General features: G+C 44.5%; 28 protein-coding genes. 16 read left to right on the forward strand and 12 right to left on the reverse strand.

The window, feature by feature from the left end; translation table 11 throughout:
* Positions 1–34 precede the first annotated feature (34 nt).
* From BG260_RS06740 to BG260_RS06795, 12 genes are all read right to left on the reverse strand, one after another.
* Entirely contained in the window at positions 35–529 is a 495-nt protein-coding gene (locus BG260_RS06740) for a VOC family protein (protein ID WP_069131202.1), read from the reverse strand.
* A gap of 93 nt (positions 530–622) precedes the next feature.
* The gene (locus BG260_RS06745) at positions 623–1,357 is read right to left on the reverse strand and encodes a DsbA family oxidoreductase (protein ID WP_218089740.1); all 735 of its coding nucleotides are present in this window, start codon (positions 1,355–1,357) and stop codon (positions 623–625) included.
* Positions 1,350–1,775, reverse strand: coding sequence for a MauE/DoxX family redox-associated membrane protein (locus tag BG260_RS06750; RefSeq protein WP_069131203.1), 426 nt, complete (start codon positions 1,773–1,775; stop codon positions 1,350–1,352). The genes BG260_RS06745 and BG260_RS06750 overlap by 8 nt, the downstream gene beginning before the upstream one ends.
* A 114-nt stretch (positions 1,776–1,889) precedes the next feature.
* Complete coding sequence (locus tag BG260_RS06755) at positions 1,890–2,465, reverse strand: YceI family protein (protein ID WP_069131204.1); 576 nt, start codon at positions 2,463–2,465, stop codon at positions 1,890–1,892.
* Positions 2,466–2,595: 130 nt separating this feature from the next.
* A complete protein-coding gene (locus BG260_RS06760; RefSeq protein ID WP_069131205.1) occupies positions 2,596–3,228 on the reverse strand; it encodes an NAD(P)H-dependent oxidoreductase in 633 nt (210 codons plus the stop codon).
* A 77-nt stretch (positions 3,229–3,305) separates the two neighbouring features.
* Positions 3,306–3,812, reverse strand: a complete 507-nt coding sequence (locus BG260_RS06765) for an NAD(P)-binding domain-containing protein (protein ID WP_069131206.1) — start codon at positions 3,810–3,812, stop codon at positions 3,306–3,308.
* A 91-nt stretch (positions 3,813–3,903) separates the two neighbouring features.
* Positions 3,904–4,482, reverse strand: a complete 579-nt coding sequence (locus tag BG260_RS06770; protein ID WP_069131207.1) for a Crp/Fnr family transcriptional regulator — start codon at positions 4,480–4,482, stop codon at positions 3,904–3,906.
* A gap of 65 nt (positions 4,483–4,547) precedes the next feature.
* A complete protein-coding gene (locus BG260_RS06775) occupies positions 4,548–5,006 on the reverse strand; it encodes a hypothetical protein (protein WP_069131208.1) in 459 nt (152 codons plus the stop codon).
* Between the two features lie 17 nt (positions 5,007–5,023).
* The gene (locus BG260_RS06780) at positions 5,024–5,407 is read right to left on the reverse strand and encodes a group III truncated hemoglobin (RefSeq protein WP_069131209.1); all 384 of its coding nucleotides are present in this window, start codon (positions 5,405–5,407) and stop codon (positions 5,024–5,026) included.
* A 59-nt stretch (positions 5,408–5,466) separates the two neighbouring features.
* The gene (locus BG260_RS06785) at positions 5,467–6,546 is read right to left on the reverse strand and encodes a hypothetical protein (protein WP_069131210.1); all 1,080 of its coding nucleotides are present in this window, start codon (positions 6,544–6,546) and stop codon (positions 5,467–5,469) included.
* 128 nt (positions 6,547–6,674) lie between these two features.
* Positions 6,675–7,013, reverse strand: coding sequence for a metal-sulfur cluster assembly factor (locus tag BG260_RS06790; protein WP_069131211.1), 339 nt, complete (start codon positions 7,011–7,013; stop codon positions 6,675–6,677).
* Positions 7,014–7,064: 51 nt separating this feature from the next.
* Entirely contained in the window at positions 7,065–7,310 is a 246-nt protein-coding gene (locus BG260_RS06795) for a DUF2249 domain-containing protein (RefSeq protein ID WP_069131212.1), read from the reverse strand.
* A 211-nt stretch (positions 7,311–7,521) separates the two neighbouring features.
* Here BG260_RS06795 and BG260_RS06800 point away from each other — a divergent pair, with 211 nt between their 5' ends.
* The 16 genes from BG260_RS06800 to BG260_RS06875 all read left to right on the forward strand — a co-directional run bounded on the left by BG260_RS06800 (position 7,522) and on the right by BG260_RS06875 (position 20,921).
* Positions 7,522–8,259, forward strand: coding sequence for a hypothetical protein (locus BG260_RS06800; protein ID WP_069131213.1), 738 nt, complete (start codon positions 7,522–7,524; stop codon positions 8,257–8,259).
* 11 nt (positions 8,260–8,270) lie between these two features.
* Positions 8,271–8,891: a helix-turn-helix transcriptional regulator gene (locus BG260_RS06805; protein WP_069131214.1), complete on the forward strand. Its 621-nt coding sequence runs from the start codon at positions 8,271–8,273 to the stop codon at positions 8,889–8,891.
* A gap of 89 nt (positions 8,892–8,980) precedes the next feature.
* The gene (locus BG260_RS06810) at positions 8,981–9,256 is read left to right on the forward strand and encodes a hexameric tyrosine-coordinated heme protein (RefSeq protein ID WP_069131304.1); all 276 of its coding nucleotides are present in this window, start codon (positions 8,981–8,983) and stop codon (positions 9,254–9,256) included.
* Positions 9,257–9,290: 34 nt separating this feature from the next.
* Entirely contained in the window at positions 9,291–10,040 is a 750-nt protein-coding gene (locus tag BG260_RS06815; protein ID WP_069131215.1) for a DUF2249 domain-containing protein, read from the forward strand.
* A 193-nt stretch (positions 10,041–10,233) separates the two neighbouring features.
* Positions 10,234–11,280 carry a diphosphomevalonate decarboxylase gene (gene mvaD, locus BG260_RS06820; RefSeq protein ID WP_218089741.1) on the forward strand — a complete coding sequence of 349 codons (1,047 nt, stop codon included), beginning with the start codon at positions 10,234–10,236 and terminating at the stop codon, positions 11,278–11,280.
* Positions 11,281–11,284: 4 nt separating this feature from the next.
* On the forward strand, positions 11,285–12,361 hold the full coding sequence (locus tag BG260_RS06825; protein WP_069131216.1) for a mevalonate kinase family protein: 1,077 nt from the start codon (positions 11,285–11,287) through the stop codon (positions 12,359–12,361).
* Between the two features lie 71 nt (positions 12,362–12,432).
* Positions 12,433–14,712 (forward strand): hydroxymethylglutaryl-CoA reductase, degradative, encoded by a 2,280-nt coding sequence (locus tag BG260_RS06830; protein WP_069131217.1) that lies wholly within the window; start codon positions 12,433–12,435, stop codon positions 14,710–14,712.
* Positions 14,713–15,180: 468 nt separating this feature from the next.
* Positions 15,181–15,555, forward strand: a complete 375-nt coding sequence (locus tag BG260_RS06835; protein WP_141691536.1) for a hypothetical protein — start codon at positions 15,181–15,183, stop codon at positions 15,553–15,555.
* A gap of 58 nt (positions 15,556–15,613) precedes the next feature.
* Positions 15,614–16,828 (forward strand): multicopper oxidase domain-containing protein, encoded by a 1,215-nt coding sequence (locus BG260_RS06840; protein WP_069131219.1) that lies wholly within the window; start codon positions 15,614–15,616, stop codon positions 16,826–16,828.
* A gap of 4 nt (positions 16,829–16,832) precedes the next feature.
* The gene (locus BG260_RS06845; RefSeq protein WP_069131220.1) at positions 16,833–17,624 is read left to right on the forward strand and encodes a formylglycine-generating enzyme family protein; all 792 of its coding nucleotides are present in this window, start codon (positions 16,833–16,835) and stop codon (positions 17,622–17,624) included.
* A 1-nt stretch (position 17,625) separates the two neighbouring features.
* Complete coding sequence (locus BG260_RS06850) at positions 17,626–18,258, forward strand: SCO family protein (protein ID WP_069131221.1); 633 nt, start codon at positions 17,626–17,628, stop codon at positions 18,256–18,258.
* Complete coding sequence (locus BG260_RS06855) at positions 18,255–18,641, forward strand: cupredoxin domain-containing protein (protein ID WP_069131222.1); 387 nt, start codon at positions 18,255–18,257, stop codon at positions 18,639–18,641. The genes BG260_RS06850 and BG260_RS06855 overlap by 4 nt, the downstream gene beginning before the upstream one ends.
* A gap of 49 nt (positions 18,642–18,690) precedes the next feature.
* Entirely contained in the window at positions 18,691–19,158 is a 468-nt protein-coding gene (locus tag BG260_RS06860; protein WP_069131223.1) for a plastocyanin/azurin family copper-binding protein, read from the forward strand.
* A gap of 31 nt (positions 19,159–19,189) precedes the next feature.
* The gene (locus tag BG260_RS06865; RefSeq protein WP_069131224.1) at positions 19,190–19,621 is read left to right on the forward strand and encodes an RrF2 family transcriptional regulator; all 432 of its coding nucleotides are present in this window, start codon (positions 19,190–19,192) and stop codon (positions 19,619–19,621) included.
* Positions 19,622–19,627: 6 nt separating this feature from the next.
* Positions 19,628–20,350 carry an iron-sulfur cluster repair di-iron protein gene (gene ric / locus BG260_RS06870; RefSeq protein WP_069131225.1) on the forward strand — a complete coding sequence of 241 codons (723 nt, stop codon included), beginning with the start codon at positions 19,628–19,630 and terminating at the stop codon, positions 20,348–20,350.
* Positions 20,351–20,432: 82 nt separating this feature from the next.
* Positions 20,433–20,921, forward strand: a complete 489-nt coding sequence (locus tag BG260_RS06875) for a CopD family protein (protein ID WP_069131226.1) — start codon at positions 20,433–20,435, stop codon at positions 20,919–20,921.
* Positions 20,922–20,959 lie beyond the last annotated feature (38 nt).

The following is a 20,959-nucleotide window of genomic DNA, read 5'->3' on the forward strand; positions in this document are numbered from 1 at the left end:
CCAAACCCTTGGAGGGTTTTAAAAATCTAAATAATTAGTTATCCAATTCATTCAACAAATCTGCCAAATCAAGCGGTTCAGTAACCATCTTAATGGAGCCATCATCCCGATAGTGCCACTCCTCTTTGGGCCGGTCGCGATAGAGCTCCACTCCGTTTCCATCCGGATCATTCAGATAGATCGCTTCCGAGACACCGTGATCACTCGCGCCCGAAATCGGGTATCCTTCATCTATCAACCGCTTTACAATAACGGCCAGATCTTTTCGTGTTGGATAGAGAAAAGCGGTATGATAGAGTCCTGCCGCACGCTGCGGTGACGGTGGACCTCCCTTGCTGTGCCACGTATTCAGTCCAATATGGTGATGATAACCGCCGGCCGATAAAAAGGCCGCCTGATCCCCGTACATGGTAGTCAGTTCAAAACCGAGCAGATCACGGTAAAATTTCAGTGCACGATCCAAATCGGTCACTTTCAGGTGTATGTGCCCGACCGATGTTCCGGCCGGGGCTTTGTATGGTGTTTTCATGATTAGTAATCGAAAATTAAATAGTAGTCTATGATAATTTATTTAACGATTCCCCTCCTTTATAAGGAGGGGAGCTTATTTGTTCACTATTTTTCAGCAGTTCCCGTCAGGGCCGCAGACTTCACCTTCTATGGTAGAATCTGCTTCCTTTCTCTCCTCTTTTACTTTTTCAAGAGCCTGAACAAACGCTTCAACCGGCTGAGCTCCGGAAACGGCATACTTCTGATCCAGCACAAAAAACGGAACCCCCTGTATTCCCAGTTTCCGGGCATGTTGGATATCCTCTTCAATCTCTTTTTCAATGTCATCACGATTCATAGCCGATCGGATCTCTTTCTCTTTCAAACCGGCTTCTTCTCCGACTTCAATCAGATAGATATCATCATCTATATTTTTTCCATCTGTGAAATATCCTTTAAAGAGTAACTCCTTCACCTCATTCTGGACATCGTGTATCTTTGCCAGGTGCAGCAGCCGGTGTGCTTTAAAGCTGTTAGCGGGGATCGTTTTATCGAAGTTATAATCCAATCCCGACTCCTTTGCCCGCTGCTCCATCTGTTTGTGAATCTGCTTCGACTGCTCCATATTCCATCCTTTTCGTTTGGCAAGCTCTTTATAGATTGAAGCATCCGGATTGGTCTCTGCATCGGGCGCCAGCTCAAAACTGTGCCACACGACTTTCACCGAATCCTTCAATCCGGACTGTTCCACTGCGTTTTCAAAGTTTCGCTTGCCGATGTAGCAGAACGGGCAGACAATATCCGACCAGATATCTACGTAGATCGGCTCATTTTTTGTTTCGGGATTCAGGCTTTTCAAGTTATTCATACGTGCGTCCTATTTTGTTGTCGATGCTCCAGAAATTTGCATCCATATTCCAGAGCAGAAAAAATATGATGATTGCATAAATCAGGTTGTTTGCCGTGGTAGCGGGATCCACACCGATTACAGCGCCAAAAGTCAGCGCAACAACCAATAAACCGGTAGCGGTTAATGTGAACACACTAAAAAGGCCCGCGATTAACATCAGACCAAGCAGTAGCTCAGCATAAGGCAATGTGTATACAAACGGAATCAGTAGAAATTCAGGTAACAGTCCCGAAAATTGATTCATCATATACTCGGCAAAATTACCGGTTCCCTGAATAAATATCTTGGATGCTCCGAATGCTGCAAACGTAACGCCGAGGGTTACTCTGAAAATGAAATAAGCAATTTTTTGTGGTGTCTTAATCGGTTGATTCAATGTAATTTTATTTGATTTTTGTGAATAAAAGTAATGCCACGGAAGCACGGAAATGTAGATCTACTCCGTGCTTCCGTGGCTAATATCTAATCAGCTTGAGATTAACTGATTCTCTTACTGAATCATAAATTCGCCGTCTGCCTTGATCTCAACGCGATTGCTGATCATTGGCGGTGGAAATCCGTTTCCAAGGTTGAAGTCGGAACGGTCAATCACACCCGTGATTTGGATACCGGCTACCGGTGCTCCATCGGCCATTGGATTCTCAATCGTTCCGCGATGCACCATCGTTACGGTTACCTCAAGTGTGGTTTCCAGCAGTGTCAGGTCTCCGGTCAGTTCATAGACTCCCTCTTCCACTTCTCTGATTGAGTGACTTTTGAAGGTCATCTCCGGATACTGCTCTACGTGGAAGAAATCGTCGCTTCTCAAGTGATCATCACGATCCTGTACCCGCGTGTTTACCGATGCGGTTTGAACCGTCAGCTCAACCTGTGCATCGCTAAAATCAGCTTCAGATGCGGTGATGACTACGTCAAAATCATCAAAAGTGCCCGGAACATCTGCAATACCCAGGTGGGTTACTGTAAATCCAAGAGCAGAGTGTGCCGGATCTTCAACCCAGGTATCCTGAGCGATGATCGTTAATGGTAGAATTAAAAATGTTAAAAGTGCTGTTATCTTCTTCATTATTGGTTTTTGGTTTGTGTTGTTTGTTTGATTGTTAGTTTTTTAAAAGCTTTTGTACACCCCTCTAAATCTCCCCTTGTTAGGGGAGACTTTATCATATTTCATACAAGATTGGAGACGAAATCATACATTAATTCAGATGCAGAATCAGTTTCTCTTTCTCTCGGCGGACTTTTTTTGCACCGGCCAGGAAGTCATTCTCTTCATCCCGGTACCCTAATGCCATCATTGCGACGCTGCGCAATCCTTTTTCACGCAGATTTAAAATCTCATCCACTTTTTCCGGAATGAACCCCTCCATTGGCGTGGCGTCCACCTGCTCCACGGCGGCAGCGGTCAAAGCGGTACCCAATGCGATATAAACCTGCCGCGCTGCCCATTCATATCTCTCTTCAGGTGTTCGGCTCTGCACTGTGTTGATCAATGAATTTCTGAAATCTGTCAGCGAATCGAGGGTTACACCGCGCACATCGGCGATATTTTGCATGTATTCGTCAATCTGCTGCTCGCTGATGTCATCCCAGGCCGCAAATACAATCAGATGGGAACCTTCAACAATCTGCGGCTGGTTGTATGCAGCCGGTTGAAGTTTCTTTTTCAACTCTTCGTTTGTCACCGTAAAAATGGTATACGGCTGAAGTCCCATCGAAGAAGCTGAAAGCCGAATGGAATCTAAAATTTTTTCAATTTTCTCTTCAGGAACCTGTTGACCGTTCATGCGTTTTGTGGCGTATCGCCAGTTCAGTGCATCTATTAAGTTCATTGTTTCTATGATATATTTTTTAATGTTGAATCTTTGTACTGTAAATATTCTTGTCTAATCTTTTTCTTACCAATTCCTTAGTGAGGCTTTAATTCTTTTAGAAGGGGCTTGAAACCGGCTTTCTCTACCATCTCCTTAACGGTTCGCAGAGCCCTTGTGTGCTTTGTCATCAGTTGAACAGACTCTTTATCGTAATCGGACGGAATAACTCCTACCACTTTTGAATGGGGAAAACCACGCTCCACCAACTCAAGCTGCTGCAAGTCGGTTTCTTTCAATAGAACTGCAACAATTTTCTGGGTTGCTACCTCTCGAATTTTTTCAGACAATCTGTTTATATCATTGACGGGGTTTGCAATAACAACAACATCAGCTTCCCAGCATGCCATATGCTGGCACTCAATCACTTCTACTTCTGCCCCTTCAATTTCAGCACATATCTGATCAGATAGTTGACCTGCAAATGTATCATCTTCATCGAAGAGGAGCAGCTTGTAATTTTCACTGCATAACCCTTTTGCAATGGACACACCCAGTATCGATTTACTGCCTATAATAGCAACGGTCTGTTTTGTAATTGGCATGATTTGTTGAGTCTTTTTTTAATCTAACTTATGATAAAAACCATGCAGTGAGGCGACATTGATACAGATCAAGAAATTGTATTGATCTATGTCAAGATTTAGTAAGACTGCGGCGCACACGACTTAGGGTTTCCGGTGTCATGCCAAGGAATGATGCAATTAAATGCTGGGGTACTCTCTCTTTTGTTTGAGGATAGTCTTCAAGAAAACGAGTGTATTTCTCTTCAGCCGAGAGACCAATGGTGTTTTTGATTCTGCGCTGTAGGGCCACAAATGCATTCTGAAATAGAATTCGGTTGTAATTTGCAAAAGCCGGCACCTTCTCCATCAGTTCATTATTCTGATCCCGGTCAATCATCAGCAGCTCGCTCTCTTCAAGTACTTCAATGTTCAGTTCAGAAGGTTCATCCGTTAAAAAGCTGTAGAGATCGGCTATCCACCACCCTTCAAACCCAAACTGTATCACATTTTGATTCCCATTCTCATCCAGCGAGTAGGAAAAAAGCGCCCCTTTTTCGATAAAAGCAAGCCGACGGCAAACATCACCGCTCTGGAGCAGAAACTGGCGCTTTCGCATTCTTTTGGGAATAAAACTCGCCTTACAGAGCTCCCACTCCTCCTCGCTCAGTGTAACGTGTTCATGAATACTATTATAGAGCTGTTCGTACATGCGGGTCCATCAGGTTCAAAAATCAACCTGAAAATATCAGTTTGCGGTATGGAATCACAGTACAATTACTGAATTCTGGCCTGACGTATTTCGTTCTGAAACGCCGCATGGCAGCTCACACAACCCTGCTCCACAATTCTGTACTGTTCAAGTACACGCCCCATATTCTTTTCAATCGCGGCATCACGGATAGAATCAGCGTAGCTATGGACCACATCATCGAACTCTCCAAACTGTGCCATGCGCTCGCCCAGGGTGTCCATGACCAGCTGCCTGCTTTGGTCAGAGAGGGGCGCATGCTGATTAATATTTGCAGCACCGGTCTCGATCAGATCAAAATTTTGAGTATAGATTCCTTCATTAATTGTGTGGATATCCAGCATCAGCAGCCGCATAATGTTGTGCAACTCCTGGGATTCAGGTTCTGCCTTCTCTGATTCGTTCGATTCATAGAGCGACATTCCCATAAAAATTGAAATGATAACTGTGACAACCCCAATTATTCCCATTCGATTATTCATCATCTTCTCCTTTTTTAATATTAATCTTGATTAAACTTGCCCGCCATGTCCATTCGCACTGAAAAAGACGCGGCGATGCGTCCCGCCAGATCTTTGGCAAATTCAGCTTTTTCTCCTTCAAAATATTCATCCACCGTCTCCCGAAACAGCCCATACCAAATGGAAAAATCCGCCGGTTTAATCGGTAACGGCATATGTTTCCTGAACGGCCGTCCACGATAACCCTCCGTTTGAAACAGCATTTTAGACCAGAATTCAACCATCTTCGGCAGGTGAGAACCCCAATCAACATTTGCCACATCGTTGAAAATATATCCGAGGCGTTCATCCTCTCTTACTTTTCCGTAAAATGCATAGACCATCGTTCGGATATCTTCCTTGTTGCGGATGTCTGTTTTATTCATGTGATTTGTTTTCAGTTAAAAATCTCCCCTCGAGGGGAGATTTTTGATTACTCATTATTTCATTCATATCGACTTCGGATCAGTTGAATCATAATTCCTCCCAGGAACAGCAGTATTGCCGCAATATTTCCGTAGCTACCGATTTTCCTAATCATATCCCAAAAGAACAGGTCACCGGCAATTCGCAGAATCAAACAGCCGTGCAGCAGAATCAGCGGCAGATAGAAATATCGGCTATAGGGTACAATTTTTCCGGTTAATGAAGGGATGATCACGGCCGCATGGGCAAAGATCATACTAAATACAAATCCTACAAAATAGATGTGCAGAATCGCATCATATAAAGCCCCGGCTTTGGGCATTCCAATAACAATCCCAATCATGCCACCGACAATAATCCATCCGTAGCCAGTAAGCAGGCTCCAGGCACTGTATTTTGTCCATCCCGACATTTTGATTGTTTTTCGGGCAACATCATACCGGATCAGCCAGGCGGCAATTCCAATTAAAAAGAGCGAGCCGATCATCCAGAACAGGTTTCTTTGAAAATGAACACCTGCCAATGTCAGGAACCAGCCGATAATGAGAATAGAGAATAGATTTACGGCTTTCTGTGGCGGACGCATGATCCGGTTTAATTCCAGCCGTTCACCAAAAATGGTGAGGAGCGGAAAAGCAATCCACCAACCGATCAATCCATAAATTGGCACTTGAAAAATGAAGAGCAGATTACCAATTAGCAGAGCCAGTGCACCGCCGGCCATAATGTAGTGGTGGTTGACGCTCTGTATGTAACAGAGATAGCCCATTATCAGAAAAAGTGTGATGGTGCCAAGGATGAGAAAATAACCACCGAGTGGTGCAAACCCGACCATCAATAAAATGGTGGAGAGTGCAAATGACATTGGAGCGATGTAGGTCCACAGTTTTTCCAGGGCTGCGCCCCGTTCCAGGGAGATCAGCGTTCCCAAAAATCCGTTTATCATGAGCGGACCGTGTGCCATCGCGCCGATCTCAAGAGCCGATGGAAGCAGAATTCCCAGCCTGATCAATCCGGCATAGAGTCCCAGCAGCAGCCCGATACCGGCCGTAAAAAGAAGAACTCCGAAAAGCGTATTCAGTACCGTTGTTTTGTTCATTTTGGATAAAATTACTGTGGTTCAATCAACCTGAAAGCATCCGGAGGATCTGTGAGCGTTGGAATTAAAATCAAAAATTTCTGACGCTGACAGGAGGTTCAAAAAAGGCACAGAACCACGCTGTCAGATCATCCCCTTGGCGGAGGCGGTACGGCAAAAAACTCCACGCCGGGTTTAATCATTTCAACTTTCCAGTCCGGTTTCATGACCATGTTCACTTCGAATGAAGATAGCTGTTCTTCTTCCTGGATGATCTCCTTAACGGCTTTTTCAACCTGCTGTTGCAGATAACGACGCATAGGGCAGCCCGGCGTCGTGGTTGTGAACTCAACCGCGATCTTTTGATCATCGAAGCGGATCTGGTATACCAACCCCAGGTCAACGATGTTGACACCCAGCTCCGGATCGATGACACTCCTCAGTTTCCGGACCACCCTGCGTCGTATGTGTCCTGTTTGAATGGACATTTTTTTATTACCAATTGAGACCTGACAAGTTTTCAAAACCTGTAAGGTCTATTACTTATAAGATATAATTTTACTGATTCTCACTCTCCATTTCTCAGGACCCTCTTGGAGATAATCCCATTCAAACTGCCCCTCCCTTTCAAATTTAAATTGAAATTTCAGTGGTCTGGGATCGTGATCATTTTTGATGATAAATGCATCTCCCGGATTCAATTCATCAAAAGTCTGAAAAATGGTTGAATGCTTTTTGGGAGGAGCAATTTTTGTTACATCAAGGATCTGTTCTGTTTCTGCCATAATTCGAATTTAAAATTTGGTATTTCTTGCTTGAAACTCTCGGCCAGCTCCATCTTTGGATCCAACCCGCCCCTACTTTTATATCCAAATGAAAGGTATTGAGAGCTTCAGATATTTTCAACTTTAAAATCGGTTTTTTACGTTTTTATTGATTTTACCTGAATCTCCTCTTATTTTATGTGAGTGAAAAAAGACGAAATCTTTCTGCACTATGAAAACAAGAGCTTTACACCAACTAAAAACACACTCTACCCTTCAGGAGATTATCTCTGCCCATGAGACAACCGAAGATTTACTTCGCTCCATAGGAATTCAAACAGAATTGAATGAGAATAAAACCCTTCTGCAAATCTGTTCTGAAAAGCAGTGGAATGAGGAGGAATTGCTCAAGTGGTTAAGAAAACAGGCCAGGACAGACAAAAATCAATATCAGAATCAAGAGAAGGACTATAAAATACGGTCACCGAAAGAGTTAGAAACAACCCTCAGGGGGTACGAGAAGGATTTAATCAAACAGTGTCGAGATTTAGAATCAAACTTTCACCGTGTGTGCAAAGTTCACGGCATTCAATATCCCATCATCAAAAAGATGCACTGGCACCTGAATGAGATCATACAAAAGATTCAGCTGATTTTTATGATGTTGAATAAAACAATCAATCCACTATTAACTTCAATCCAAGCGAGCAACAGTGCCATACTGGATAGGGATGCAAAAAATTATAATCGAACCATCGAATTGATCGTCCAGGATGAGCATCAGATCACAGATCACATCCAAAAAATCAATGAGATAAATTCTCACCCTGAGCGGGTTGAGGGAGTATGCGCAACGATGAAAACGGTATTTCAGGATATGGAGAACTTTTTCTCACAAACGGATGCACTGTTTCGACTTCTTCGCACCGGGATTATCCCGAAACTGAATCGTGAAATAAATAAAAATTAAACCCTGACAAAATGATGGTATCCGGATCAAAAGAGGAGATTTTAAATCTGATAAAAGCACGGGGCACACTTCAGCTTGATGAGGCCGTTGAGCTAACCGATCTTGCGAAAACGACGTTGAGAGAACACTTTTTACAACTTGAACGGGATGGGTACATCATCCGCGAATTTGTACGATCGGGCCCCGGCCGCCCCAGCCTGCAGTATTCACTTTCACAAAAGGGACAGCAACTTTTTCCAAGTCAGGAGTCTAACATGCTGCGAGATCTGATTCAGTTCCTGAAAGAGAACGGAAATGATGAGGAGATTGAGCAATTTTTTACTCGTTTTTGGGACAAGAGATTTCAGCGGGCTTCATACCTGATGGAGAACGAACCGGATCAGGCGTCAAAGCTTATAAAGCTGAATGAGATGCTGAGTGAAGAGGGGTTTATGCCGGAACATGAAATCAATGAAGACAAGGTTACGATTAAGGAGTGCAACTGCCCGTTTAGTGAAGTGATTAAAGAGACCCGCCTGCCCTGCCGGCTTGAAGCTGAGTTTTATGAAAAGCTCTTTGACGGACCCGTGGAACGGACAAAATTTATTGCTGAAGGTGACCATTCGTGTACCTACTGCATCAAGATAAGATAGAAATTCATCCTAAAACCTTACATACAATATAGATAGTTATGAAAATTGTCATCCTGCTTAATCTCTTTTTATTAGGAACGTCATTCTCCATATTCGCTCAACAGACAGAAAATCCAAATCAGGAGGAGAAGCAATCGTTAAGTCTTATTACAGAAACAGCTGAAGAGGGATTTGAAGTTGCGATACAACTAGCCCGTAAAGGAGTCACCTCCACCCAGCCCGATAAAGATGTGCTTTTTATGCTGCGTGATGTCTATTCAAAAGATCCCGATGCATTGATTGCCAGTTCCCAGGTTATTGCGATCCATTTTCAAACCGTAGCTGCCGCAAATAACTATTGGCGTCAGGAAAACGAAGATCAGTAACAGAAACAAAACTATTCATCATTATCAGTTTACTATGAACAAAATTAAAGACGTTCTCGATGTACGGACACTCGTACCCATCAAACGACATGAAAAGCTTCACAAATTATTTTCTGAACTACCTGCGGGAGAGAGTTTTACGTTCATCAATGATCACGACCCCAAACCGCTCTATTACGAATTCAGATCCGTTTTCGGCGATGTGGTAGACTGGGAGTATATTAAACGAGATCCTGAAGAGTGGAAGGTTAAAGTAACGCGAACGGCTGATTCAGAATCAGACAAATCCGATAACGTTTCAACTCTGATTGATCTTCAAAAAGCGGACAAAAAGGATTGGAAATACACCATCTTTCACCGCTACGGGATGATGTTGCCGGGTGATACGATGGAGATCAGGGCTTCTGAAAGTCCGGAGGAGATCCACTCTATCTTTCAAAAGAAATTTGAAGGCGAGCATAGCTGGGAATACAAAAAACAGGATGAGAGTGAAACCGTTATTCATATCACAAAGAATGCCGAAAATGATATCGATGCAACGGATATCACCGTGGTAAACAAGTTCGATGTTCGCCCCTTCCCTCCCGCTAAACGGCACGATATGGTATTTGATGCGTTTGAGGAACTGAAACCGGGAGAAGCATTTGTGTTTATTAATGACCACGACCCCAAACCGCTCTACTACCAGATGGAGGCTGAGAACGATACCCCCTTCAAATGGGAATACCTGATGACACTCCCTGAAGAGTGGAAAGTGAAAGTGATGAAGCTGAAGGATAAGTGAAAGTCAGAACTGTCAGGTTTTCATCATTTAGTAGAACATGTGTCATCAAAATGATTAACGATGATTTTTAGACGATACTCTTCCAATGTCTGCCGAACGATTTCCAAACCTATTGATGTTCAAAAAGTCCTACCGATGCTGATGAAAATCACGTATCTTAGTAAGTCTATTTTGATATCACGAAGCAACGTTTGTGAACAGCAAAAGGAAACGAATCATCGCAGATTTTACATACAATCCGGTTACAGCAAAGGCTCATGCCAATATTGCCCTGATTAAGTATTGGGGAAAGCGATCCGTTGATTTAAATCTGCCGGCTGTCGGTTCTATCTCACTCACCCTCGACGCCCTTCAGACAACCACAACACTTCAGTTTGATGACCACCTGGAAAATGACATCCTGCAACTGGATCATCGTATTGTAGCAGGTGAACCGCTGGAGAGGGTTTCAACTTTTCTGGATCTAGCGGCAGGTACCATTAAGCGGCCCCGAGCAAAAATTTCTACTTCCAATAATTTTCCTACCGGAGCCGGACTGGCATCATCAGCATCCGGTTTTGCAGCACTTGCAATCGCGGCCAATCAAGGTATGAATTTACAGTTAACGGATAAGGAGTTATCAAAATTGGCCAGGCAGGGTTCCGGATCTGCCGCCCGTTCAATTTATGGCGGTTTTGCTGAAATGAGGTGCGGTAGCTCCCTCAACGATGATTCAGATGATTTTGCCCAGGGTCTTTATAACGACTCTTACTGGGATTTACGCCTGCTGATAGCCGTCACATCAGCCAATAAAAAGGAGATCGGTTCAACCGAAGGAATGGTTCGAACTGCAAAAACTTCCCCTTTTTATCGGGGGTGGGTGGAGAGTCAGAATGAGGATCTGGACGAGATGCGGCGTTCCATCAGCAATAAAGATTTTGAAAAGGTTGGAGAACTAACCGAACATAGCTGTTTTAAAATGCATGGACTGGCAATGTCTGCAAGAAGCCCCATTCTATATTGGAATGCTGCAACTACAAAAATGATTCATACCATCTGGAACCTGAGAAAAAAAGGTATAGCAGCCTATGTAACAATGGATGCCGGCCCTCAGGTGAAAGTATTGTGTCTGCCGGGACGAGCCGAGCTGGTTAAACAGGCGATGTTATCCGTTGAAGGTGTGAAACAAATTATTGAAGCAAAACCGGGACCGGGTGCCACCATTGTATCTGATGATCAACAAACCGTAAAGAATAATTAACAGAATGCACGAATCATCCATTTGCGTAAAATCACCCGGCAAGCTAATTCTACTTGGTGAATATGCCGTTCTTGAACACGCTCCGGCACTCGTTACCGCTGTTGATCGCCATTGTATTGTAAAAGTAGCACCGCTCTATAACAGCACATTTCAGATTCGTACTAAAAACCTGAAACTCCCGGAAATTCAGTTTACCCTCGATTCCGACGGTGATGCACATTTCCGGAATCCACTCTCAACAAAAGAGGCGAATCAGCTTCGATTCGTACTCTCGATGATTAAGTATGTAACGCAGAGATACGGTAAAATTCCCGGTGCTTATATCGAAATAGATACCGTTCCATTTTATCACAAAACCACCGGGCATAAGTTCGGCCTCGGTTCAAGCGCAGCCCTGACAGTCTCTATCCTTTCAGCTTTGATGGAGTACATGAATCAACATATTGAACCTGAGGATCTTTACAGGGAAGCTTTTTTGGCCCATCGGCATGCCCAGGGTAAACTCGGAAGCGGAACCGATATTGCAGCCAGTGCAACCGGCGGTGTGATGAGTTACACCATGCCGGAATCGATCGATAAACTGAATGGCCAGGTGGTACCGCATGAGTGGCCGGACGATCTTCATATGGTTACAATCTGGGCCGGTTACGCTGCCTCTACTCGAAGCTTCGTAAACAATGTAAACGAGTTTCGCGATCGGAACCCACTCCGTTACGACTCTATTATGAGAAGTATGATGGAGCTTTCATACCGGGGATCTGAGGCATTTGCCAATAGCGATACGGATTCCTTTCTCGAGATTGTAAATCTATTCAAGGATCAGGAGTATCTACTTGGTAAAGAGAGTGGTACGGAGATCATCTCAGATGTTCATCAAGAGATTTGCCGGTTGGTACAGCGCTTTGGCGGAGTGTACAAGCCGTCCGGTGCCGGTGGCGGTGATATCGGTGTGGCCTTTTGCAAAAGTGCAGCTGTTGCCGATCAAATCCGACAGATTATTGGTGAAAGTATGTTTGATGTGATGGATCTCCGAATGAATCCGACCGGTATGAAAGTTGTACATACCATGAATATTGAGTAACTCTTCGCTGAATTCACCTAACTCTCCCCTTTTCGAATTGATTTAAATTTAACGCCTGGCTGAATTTACAAATGAGCAACAACGACAAATCCCGAATCCCCAAGTTCTACAAGTACAGTGTTGAAAACCGCCTTGACGTACTCCGCGAGAAAGAGATTCTGAACCAGGAAGATTATGTAGCTCTCCGTGAACAGATGCATCTTCTCTCTCAAGATGATGCCGACAAGATGATTGAAAATGTAATCGGGGTGTTCGGCCTGCCGATGGGACTCGGCCTCAATTTTCTGATTAATGAAAAGCCCTATGTGGTGCCGATGGTTGTTGAGGAACCCTCTATTCTGGCTGCGGTAAGCTCTGCTGCAAAAGTAGTCCGAAATGCCGGTGGGTTTGAGTCAGAATCGGATGATCCGATCCTGATCGGGCAGATTCAGCTTGTGGATGTTCGGCATCCGATGAAGGTTCGTCACGCTATTCTGCAGGAGAAGCAGGAAATTCTGAATCTAGCCAACAGTCTCCACCCCAACATGGTGAAGCGCGGTGGTGGCGCAATCGATCTCGAGGTGATGATTCATCAGCAGGATCGTCATCCGGGCAGCATGGTTGTGGTTCACCTGTTGGTGGATACGCGCGATGCAATGGGAGCCAATTTGGTGAACAGTATGTGTGAGGGAGTTGCCCCACTGATCGAGAAGACGTCGGGATCAAAAGTGTATCTTAGAATACTCTCCAATTTGACCGATCGCGCCATGGTTCGGTCAAAGTGCGTAATTCCAACTCAATATCTGGATTTCAACGACTCCTCAGGAAAAGAGGTACGCGATGGAATTATCCGTGCTGCAGAATTTGCAGCAATCGATCCCTACCGGGCTTCGACCCACAATAAGGGAATCATGAATGGAATTGATCCGCTGGCCATTGCCACAGGAAATGACTGGCGCGCCATTGAAGCGGCAGCTCATGCCTATGCTGCCCGGAGCGGACGATACACATCGCTCACCAACTGGTACAAAAACGAGAACGGCGATCTGGTCGGCACCATCGATATACCGCTGAAAGTCGGAACCGTTGGCGGGTCTCTGAAATCAAATAGGGCTGTAGGGATTGCTCATCGAATATTGGGAATTGAATCTGCCACTGAACTGGCCGAAGTGATGGGAGCTGTGGGGCTGGCGCAAAACTTCTCCGCACTTCGCTCTCTCGGCACGGAGGGTATCCAGCGCGGACACATGACCCTCCATGCGCGCAGTGTGGCCAGCACTGCCGGTGCTCCGGCTGAACTCTTTGAAAAAGTATTGGAACGGCTTGTAGAAAGCGGGGAGATCAAAGTCTGGAAAGCGAAGGAAATTATTGAAGAGCTGAAGGGAGAGCAGAAAGTTGGTGCAACCGGAAAAATTTCCCTGCCTGATGATGACAGCGAGATGTCTTTCGGTTATGGAAAAATAATTCTGACCGGTGAGCACTCAGTCGTTCACGGTACACACGCTGTTGCAGCTCCCATCACCCTGAAGATGAAGGCAAAGGTTTGGGATCACGATAAGGGTGTGCGGCTTTTGATTCCAAGATGGGGAGTGGAGCAGACCATAGAATTTGGAGCGGATCACAAATACTCAATCTATAAATCCCTGGAGATGATGTTGGATCATCTGGATCTGAGAAACAGACCAATGAATATAGAGGTGTTTCCCGAGGTACCCCGTGCTATGGGTATGGGTGGATCGGCAGCACTTGCTGTGGCCATTATCCGGGCACTGGATAAGCATTTTGAGCTTGGCTTAGGTGATGACGATGTTCGCCGACTCTCGTTTGAATCTGAGAATATTGTGCATGGCGGCGCATCCGGTATAGACAACACCGTCTCCACCTATGGAAACCTGATCATGTTTCAGAAGGGAACACCTCCCAAAATGGAGACACTCTCCCTGAATGAGCCAATACCAATCGTCATCGGATTGAGCGGTGTGGAGAGTATGACATCCAAAATGGTGAAACAGGTAAGAGAACAGGCGCAGAAATATCCGCAGTGGTATGAAAAGATATTTAAGCAGATGGATGAGCTGGCACTTGCCTCCAAACTGGCAATTGAGAAACGTGATCTGAATGAATTAGGTATGATTATGAATATGAATCACGGCTATCTCAATACATTGGGTGTCTCCTATCCTGAAGTTGAGGATTTGATTGAAATCGCCAGAAACAGTGGCGCTCTGGGAGCCAAACTGACCGGTGGCGGTGGCGGCGGAGCCATGATTGCCCTTTGTGATTCAGACAAGATGCAGAAGAAAATTCAGAAGAAGATGCATGAAGCCGGATATGACGCGCTGATTGCCGAAATCAAACCATCAACACCCTAATCCACCCTCGTCAGACGAGTTTATGATACAACGGAGGCCTGACAAGTTACCGAAAACCTGTCAGATCTGGGCTATTTAAAATTTGTTTGGCCAATGAACCCTCACCGACGGCTACAGCTCTTAAGACTTGTAATATATTAATGGTGCCCGGTTTACGCTGTACATTAATTATAAGTTCCTACTTCACCCGTCTCACATCAAACTTCCTGCCTTTGATTTTCTCACTTTCTGTCTCTTCTTTCACTCTCAATGGGTTATCTCAATTAGACTTTTGATATATCGTAGATAATACCCCAATTGACTCTTTTCAATGAGTGATGTTTACAAGACATCAAATAGTTGTTTCCACTCTTTCAATGATTTATTTATTAGAATAAAAAGATAAGATTGTCTTTTATCTTTATAATCTCTTAACATTCAATTGCGATATTTAAGACAAAGATGTCTTTTAATGGTTCACAGCAAACAATGAAACGCATTTACTCAATCATATTAATTCTCTCAATAGCAGTGGGCACAATTCAGCCGGCCTTGCCTATGATTGAGTCTATACTGAATCACCACGATTTCAGCAGATTAATACAAGTTGATCTTTCAGAAAGCGAAGGAGTTGTTTGTGCTTTACAGTGTGCCCTGACGAATATTCAGAAAGAGTGTGAGATGGATCATGAGGAGGATGAAAAACTACTGGATGTAGACTACTATCCGATTCCGCTCAAAATGAGCAACTCACCGGCTTTGGGCTTGCTGCCAAGTCAAAATGGAAGATACATTCAAATTGGAGAGAATCTGCTTACGAATTACATACTGCCCAATGCACCCCCTCCCCGGCATCATAGCTGATACATAACCTTTTCACTACAAACATCCGCTTTTGCGGAAATAACAAAAGATATTAGCTATGAAATTTTTCAAAAACATATCAATTATAACGTTCATCCTATTTTTTATCGCGGGCTTGATGAACCTGCAGGCGCAAACACAGGAGTACAAAATAGATGGCATGACCTTTGGTATGCCGGAAGCAAAAGTCTATACCGACGACTACGACGGACCACCTGTTGTGGGTGAGTATGTAACGATGCTGCCAAAACTTGCAAAACTGGATTATGAGGGTAACAAGCATCATCACGTTCGTCTCGACACATTTACACAGGAAATAGAAGTAGCCAGCGGAGTCCGTTACCGCGCATGGACATTCGGAGGAATGGTGCCGGGTCCGGTTATTCATGTGAAAGAAGGTGATCGAATCACCTTTACCATGAAAAACCGTTCAGACGAGATGGTTGAAATCACTCAGCCTATTGCTGAAATGATGCAGCAAAGTGAAGGACAGGGAGGACCCAGTGCAAATCTTGAGGTTCAGGCAAGTGTGAACGGATCTGAATCTGCCGACCCATCCCCTTACCTTCGACAAATTCGTGAGAATAACTACATGGGGACAAAGTCTGCAATCATGCCGATGCCCCACTCCATGGACTTCCACTCCGGAACCGTTGCAAAAGATGATAAGTGGAGAACAATTGCTCCGGGTGAAACAATTGAGTTTGACTGGGTGGCAAACTATCCGGGAACATATATTTATCACTGCGGAACTCCCAGTGTGTTGATGCATACTGCAATGGGTCAGCACGGTGTTGTGGTTGTTTCACCAAAAGACGGTTACGAAACCGATGAAAAAGTAGACGAAGAGTACGTAGTTGTTCAGTCTGAATATTACCTGAAAAAAGGATCGGGCGATCTCTACCAATACGACTTTGATGCTGCCCAGAATAAAAGACCGTCACATGTTGTATTTAACGGTCACCAAACCATTCTTCACGATCAGCCGCTCACTGCCAATGCAGGAGAAAGAGTACGGATTCACTTTTCAAATAACGGCCCTAGCCTTACGTCCAGTTTCCACGTAATTGGCGGAATTTTCGATCGCGTCTGGATGGAAGGACATCCATTTAATGAAATGCGCGGAATGCAGACCGTTCTTCTTGGCGCTTCAAATTCAGCTACGATTGAATTTATAGTTCCTGAAGAGGGCAAATATATTCTCATTGACCACGAATTCGCCGATGCCGAAAAAGGTGCAACCGGAACCCTGGTTGCCGGCCCTAAGAAGTAAAGTCATGAAACTGCCTTTCAAGACATATCATCGACTGATACCTGTCCTGACTCTCCTGCTTCTAATTCTGGCAGCAGGAGTACAGGCACAGGAACGCGCGGTAACCATACCGGAAGGCAGTTTTCACTCAGTACTTCCGGAAGTTGAAGGGGAACCCCATCAGATTGATGCATTCAAACTCGATACTACCGCAGTAACAAATGGAGAGTATCTGCAATTTCTGAAAGCCAACCCTGAATGGAGACGATCACAAATTTCTCCCCTCTTTGCAGGCAGCGACTATTTGCGGCATTGGGAAGAGGATCTTCGGATTGGCGATAAAGAGAGTCCGGATCAACCCGTAACCCGTGTCTCGTGGTTTGCAGCTAATGCTTATTGCGGCTGGCAAGGCGGAAGACTTCCAACTCTTAATGAGTGGGAGTTTGCAGCACAGGCAATGGACTTTGAAAACTCAACCGAAGCCAACCGATTTAGCAGTGAGCTGATTGGGTGGTACTCGGCTGTGGATACCAACTCAAAAAGTGAGGTGGGATCAACGGGAATTGAGAATCAATACGGAGTGAAAGATCTCTTCGGTTTGATCATGGAGTGGGTCGAAGATTTTAACCCTCCGGTGGCAGATGACATCTCTCTCGATTGCGGGACTGTCGGACGCATGCAGGGTGACCCAACTGTTTACAGTTACGCCATGTCTATCCGGTACATTACCCGTATGAGCTTCAAACCTAAAAGCACAACCGGTATGTTAGGATTCCGATGTGCTTACGATATGAGCGCCAATGAAAAGGAGATTTAACATGAAATTTTTAAAAGCCATTTCAATATGGATGTTACTTGTTTCGGTCACTGCCGTAACTGCCCAGCACAGTCACTCAGACGGGCACGATCACGGTCAGGCCGCGCATCACGCTAAAGTGATGGAGTCTGACAATACATTTCACTCTGAATCACTCTATCAGGTTCCGACTTTATGGATGAACCAGAACGGAGAAGAAGTACAGATTCAGGATTTTGCCGGTCAACCTTTGATCGTGGTGATGTTTTATGGTAAGTGTACCGAAACCTGCCCGATGTTGATTCAGCGAACCTGGAAACTCTACTCCTCTCTGAGTGAAGAGACTCAGGAGAAAGTCCACGTTCTGGCAGTCAGCTTTGATTACAAAAATGACACACCAGAGGCACTGAAAAAGTATGCAGAGTACGAGCAGCTCGATCTGCCCGGATGGAATTTTGTAACCGCCGGCCAGACGGATATCCGTCAGCTTGCCGCCCTTTTGGGAGTTCAATACCGTGAACGCAGCGACGGTCATTTCGATCACTCAAACCTGATTACGGTTTTAGACAAGTTTGGAAATATCAGCCGCAGGATTGAAGGAATTATCGGAGATCTGAATGATGACTTAAAATTTATAGAATCGCTGGTTCAGTGAGATGGATCATCTTCCATATTGCCCTGATGTTTCTGACCTCTAACGAAGTGAACGCACAACAAATTCAACCAACAGAAACAGATACCGTTACCATCCGAATTGTGGGATCAATGGCAGATTCCAGGTTTGTACCGGCTGAAATTGAAATCCGTAAAGGAGACCTGCTAAAGTTTATTGTGGAGGAAGGTGTACATACTGTTACGGCTTACCACCCCGATAACCGCAGACCAATTGGTATACCTGAAGAGGCAGAGTCCTTTGATTCCGATATTCTTCAAAAAGGTGAGGTTTGGTTTTATCAGCCGAATGTAGCCGGAGAATACAACTACTTCTGCCGCCCCCACGAACGAATGGGACACAAAGGAAAATTTATCGTCCGATAACCGGACAAAATCAAAGAAACAGTTTACTAAATCTAAATTTAACAGAATCATGAAACGTACAATTAAAACACTTATCACACTATTTACAGCACTTATAATCGCTCTACCAGCTTTTGCCACAGGTGAAAGTGATGAAATCAGAACTGTTCACATCAAAGGACAGGACAACATGAAATTTGATGTGGAACTGATTGAAGCAAAACCCGGTGAAACGATTAAAATCATCTTTGAGACAGTGAGCAATATGCCGCCTCAGGCGATGTCTCATAACATAGCTATTGTAGATCTTGGAACAGATACGGATGCGTTTGCACAAGCTTCCATGTCGGCCCGTGACAATGAGTTCATCGCGCCAGATTATGAAGATCAGGTAATTTTCAACACCCCAATGCTTGGTGGCGGTGACTCTGTAGAGATGGAATTTACCGTGCCCGAAACCAAAGGTGACTACGACTTTGTCTGCACCTTCCCGGGGCACTATATGGCCGGAATGGTAGGTATTCTTCGGGTACAGTAACCGTTCAATTATTCCTTTACACTGAACACCTATGCTTGCTGAATCAGGTATATACGCAATAAAAGCCTGTGAGTATCTGGCCAACATCGGAGAGGATGAAGTCTGTCCGACCCGGAAAATCAGTCATCAACTTGGCTTGTCAAATGAATACCTGGTTAAAGTATTTCAGAAACTGAAAAAGAATGGCATTATCCGGTCGCAAAAGGGAGCGGCCGGAGGTGTTCAATTAAACATGAATGCCGCATCCATTACGCTTTATCGAATCATCAAAGCGACAAACCCCTCTTATTTGGAGATTATAAACCCGGTTGATATCCATGTGCTAAAAAATAGACACGACAAACTTTACACATCGTTGATTACCCATGTTCATGATGTTCAGAATTTCCTCAAAAATACAACTTTAAAAGAATTTGCAGATAGCCGTTCCGGCGGTCTGCCTATAACCACTAAAAATCCTTAAATATCTATGAATCAGAAGAACTTATCAGAAATGACCGTAGGCGATATTGTAGCAGAAAATTACAATGCTGCGGGCGTATTAAAAGAGTATGGAATTGACTTTTGCTGTGGAGGAGGACTTCCACTCGCAACTGCTTGCGAAAAGAATGGCGCTGATGTAGATCAAGTTACCTTCAAAATTGTAAATCTTACAGATGAACGTAATTCAAATCATAAATTCACAGCTTGGGAACCCGATTTTCTCATCGATTACATCATAAATAATCATCACTCCTATGTCCGTAAAAAGGTGGATGAAATTTCGGCCTACGCTGCGAAAGTAGCCAAAGTGCACGGTGAACGGTATCCTGAAAACATTGAGATTTACCAGCACTTTATAACTCTGGCTAATGAAATGATTGAACACCTTGAATCAGAAGAGTTGCGAGTCTTCCCTCTTATCAAAAATATTCATGAACGCTTGAAGAGTGGAGAAACTCCGGACGAGGAGTTGATTAAGAAGCTCAAAAAGGAGCTTGAACTGATGGAAGATGAACATGAAACTGCCGGAGATCTGATGAAAGCGATTCATGAGCTCAGCAACGGTTTCACACCGCCTGCTGATGCCTGTGCCACTTATCAAATCCTTTATCAGAACCTGAAAGGGTTTGAGGAAGACCTGCACCGACACGTTCATCTCGAGAACAATATTTTATTCAAGAAGGCTGAACGGTTCATACCCGCAGCTTAAGAGACGATTGCTGTAAATGACTATCGGGCCGGATTTGAAAGGCCGGTCCGATTTACCAATTAATATCACAAAAGCGATCTAAATGTACGTTTGGTCTGCACTGATTCACATCATCATTGCCTGCTTCTGGATCGGTGGAATGCTCTTTATGGTAGCTATTCTGGTTCCGGCCACCCGAAATAAACTTGCTTCACAACGCGGACTACTATTCACTGAACTGGGCACTCGTTTTAGCCGAATGAGCTGGCTTCTCTTCCCTATTCTTTTTATTACGGGAATCACCGCGCTGCTTGGCCGCGGATACTCCATCCAGGATCTACTGTCCATGTCCTTTTGGAAAAGCATGTATGGCACTACCCTGCTAAATAAACTGACTGTATTCTCGCTGATGCTGATTGTAACGGCGATCCACGATTTCTGGCTAGGTCCCAAAGCGGCAACGCTGATGGATAGTAAACCGGATAGTGACCTCACCAAAACATATCGAAAGGCATCCAGCTGGGGTGGCAGAATAAATTTAGTTCTGGGGCTCGTTATCCTGTACTTTGCAGTATCTTTGGTGAGATGGTAACTTTTATGCCAACTGATACTTACAAATTCTATTAATAA

This window comes from Rhodohalobacter halophilus (genome assembly GCF_001715195.1).
Classification (GTDB): domain Bacteria; phylum Bacteroidota; class Rhodothermia; order Balneolales; family Balneolaceae; genus Rhodohalobacter; species Rhodohalobacter halophilus.

What these genes read in the sequence shown, in the direction of transcription:
- BG260_RS06740 (WP_069131202.1), bottom strand. Translation starts at nt 529, where the DNA reads ATGAAAACACCATACAAAGCCCCGGCCGGAACATCGGTCGGGCACATA.
- BG260_RS06745 (WP_218089740.1), bottom strand. Translation starts at nt 1,357, where the DNA reads ATGAATAACTTGAAAAGCCTGAATCCCGAAACAAAAAATGAGCCGATC.
- BG260_RS06755 (WP_069131204.1), bottom strand. Translation starts at nt 2,465, where the DNA reads ATGAAGAAGATAACAGCACTTTTAACATTTTTAATTCTACCATTAACG.
- BG260_RS06760 (WP_069131205.1), bottom strand. Translation starts at nt 3,228, where the DNA reads ATGAACTTAATAGATGCACTGAACTGGCGATACGCCACAAAACGCATG.
- BG260_RS06765 (WP_069131206.1), bottom strand. Translation starts at nt 3,812, where the DNA reads ATGCCAATTACAAAACAGACCGTTGCTATTATAGGCAGTAAATCGATA.
- BG260_RS06770 (WP_069131207.1), bottom strand. Translation starts at nt 4,482, where the DNA reads ATGTACGAACAGCTCTATAATAGTATTCATGAACACGTTACACTGAGC.
- BG260_RS06775 (WP_069131208.1), bottom strand. Translation starts at nt 5,006, where the DNA reads ATGATGAATAATCGAATGGGAATAATTGGGGTTGTCACAGTTATCATT.
- BG260_RS06780 (WP_069131209.1), bottom strand. Translation starts at nt 5,407, where the DNA reads ATGAATAAAACAGACATCCGCAACAAGGAAGATATCCGAACGATGGTC.
- BG260_RS06785 (WP_069131210.1), bottom strand. Translation starts at nt 6,546, where the DNA reads ATGAACAAAACAACGGTACTGAATACGCTTTTCGGAGTTCTTCTTTTT.
- BG260_RS06790 (WP_069131211.1), bottom strand. Translation starts at nt 7,013, where the DNA reads ATGTCCATTCAAACAGGACACATACGACGCAGGGTGGTCCGGAAACTG.
- BG260_RS06795 (WP_069131212.1), bottom strand. Translation starts at nt 7,310, where the DNA reads ATGGCAGAAACAGAACAGATCCTTGATGTAACAAAAATTGCTCCTCCC.
- BG260_RS06800 (WP_069131213.1), top strand. Translation starts at nt 7,522, where the DNA reads ATGAAAACAAGAGCTTTACACCAACTAAAAACACACTCTACCCTTCAG.
- BG260_RS06805 (WP_069131214.1), top strand. Translation starts at nt 8,271, where the DNA reads ATGATGGTATCCGGATCAAAAGAGGAGATTTTAAATCTGATAAAAGCA.
- BG260_RS06815 (WP_069131215.1), top strand. Translation starts at nt 9,291, where the DNA reads ATGAACAAAATTAAAGACGTTCTCGATGTACGGACACTCGTACCCATC.
- BG260_RS06825 (WP_069131216.1), top strand. Translation starts at nt 11,285, where the DNA reads ATGCACGAATCATCCATTTGCGTAAAATCACCCGGCAAGCTAATTCTA.
- BG260_RS06830 (WP_069131217.1), top strand. Translation starts at nt 12,433, where the DNA reads ATGAGCAACAACGACAAATCCCGAATCCCCAAGTTCTACAAGTACAGT.
- BG260_RS06835 (WP_141691536.1), top strand. Translation starts at nt 15,181, where the DNA reads ATGAAACGCATTTACTCAATCATATTAATTCTCTCAATAGCAGTGGGC.
- BG260_RS06840 (WP_069131219.1), top strand. Translation starts at nt 15,614, where the DNA reads ATGAAATTTTTCAAAAACATATCAATTATAACGTTCATCCTATTTTTT.
- BG260_RS06845 (WP_069131220.1), top strand. Translation starts at nt 16,833, where the DNA reads ATGAAACTGCCTTTCAAGACATATCATCGACTGATACCTGTCCTGACT.
- BG260_RS06850 (WP_069131221.1), top strand. Translation starts at nt 17,626, where the DNA reads ATGAAATTTTTAAAAGCCATTTCAATATGGATGTTACTTGTTTCGGTC.
- BG260_RS06860 (WP_069131223.1), top strand. Translation starts at nt 18,691, where the DNA reads ATGAAACGTACAATTAAAACACTTATCACACTATTTACAGCACTTATA.
- BG260_RS06865 (WP_069131224.1), top strand. Translation starts at nt 19,190, where the DNA reads ATGCTTGCTGAATCAGGTATATACGCAATAAAAGCCTGTGAGTATCTG.
- ric (WP_069131225.1), top strand. Translation starts at nt 19,628, where the DNA reads ATGAATCAGAAGAACTTATCAGAAATGACCGTAGGCGATATTGTAGCA.
- BG260_RS06875 (WP_069131226.1), top strand. Translation starts at nt 20,433, where the DNA reads ATGTACGTTTGGTCTGCACTGATTCACATCATCATTGCCTGCTTCTGG.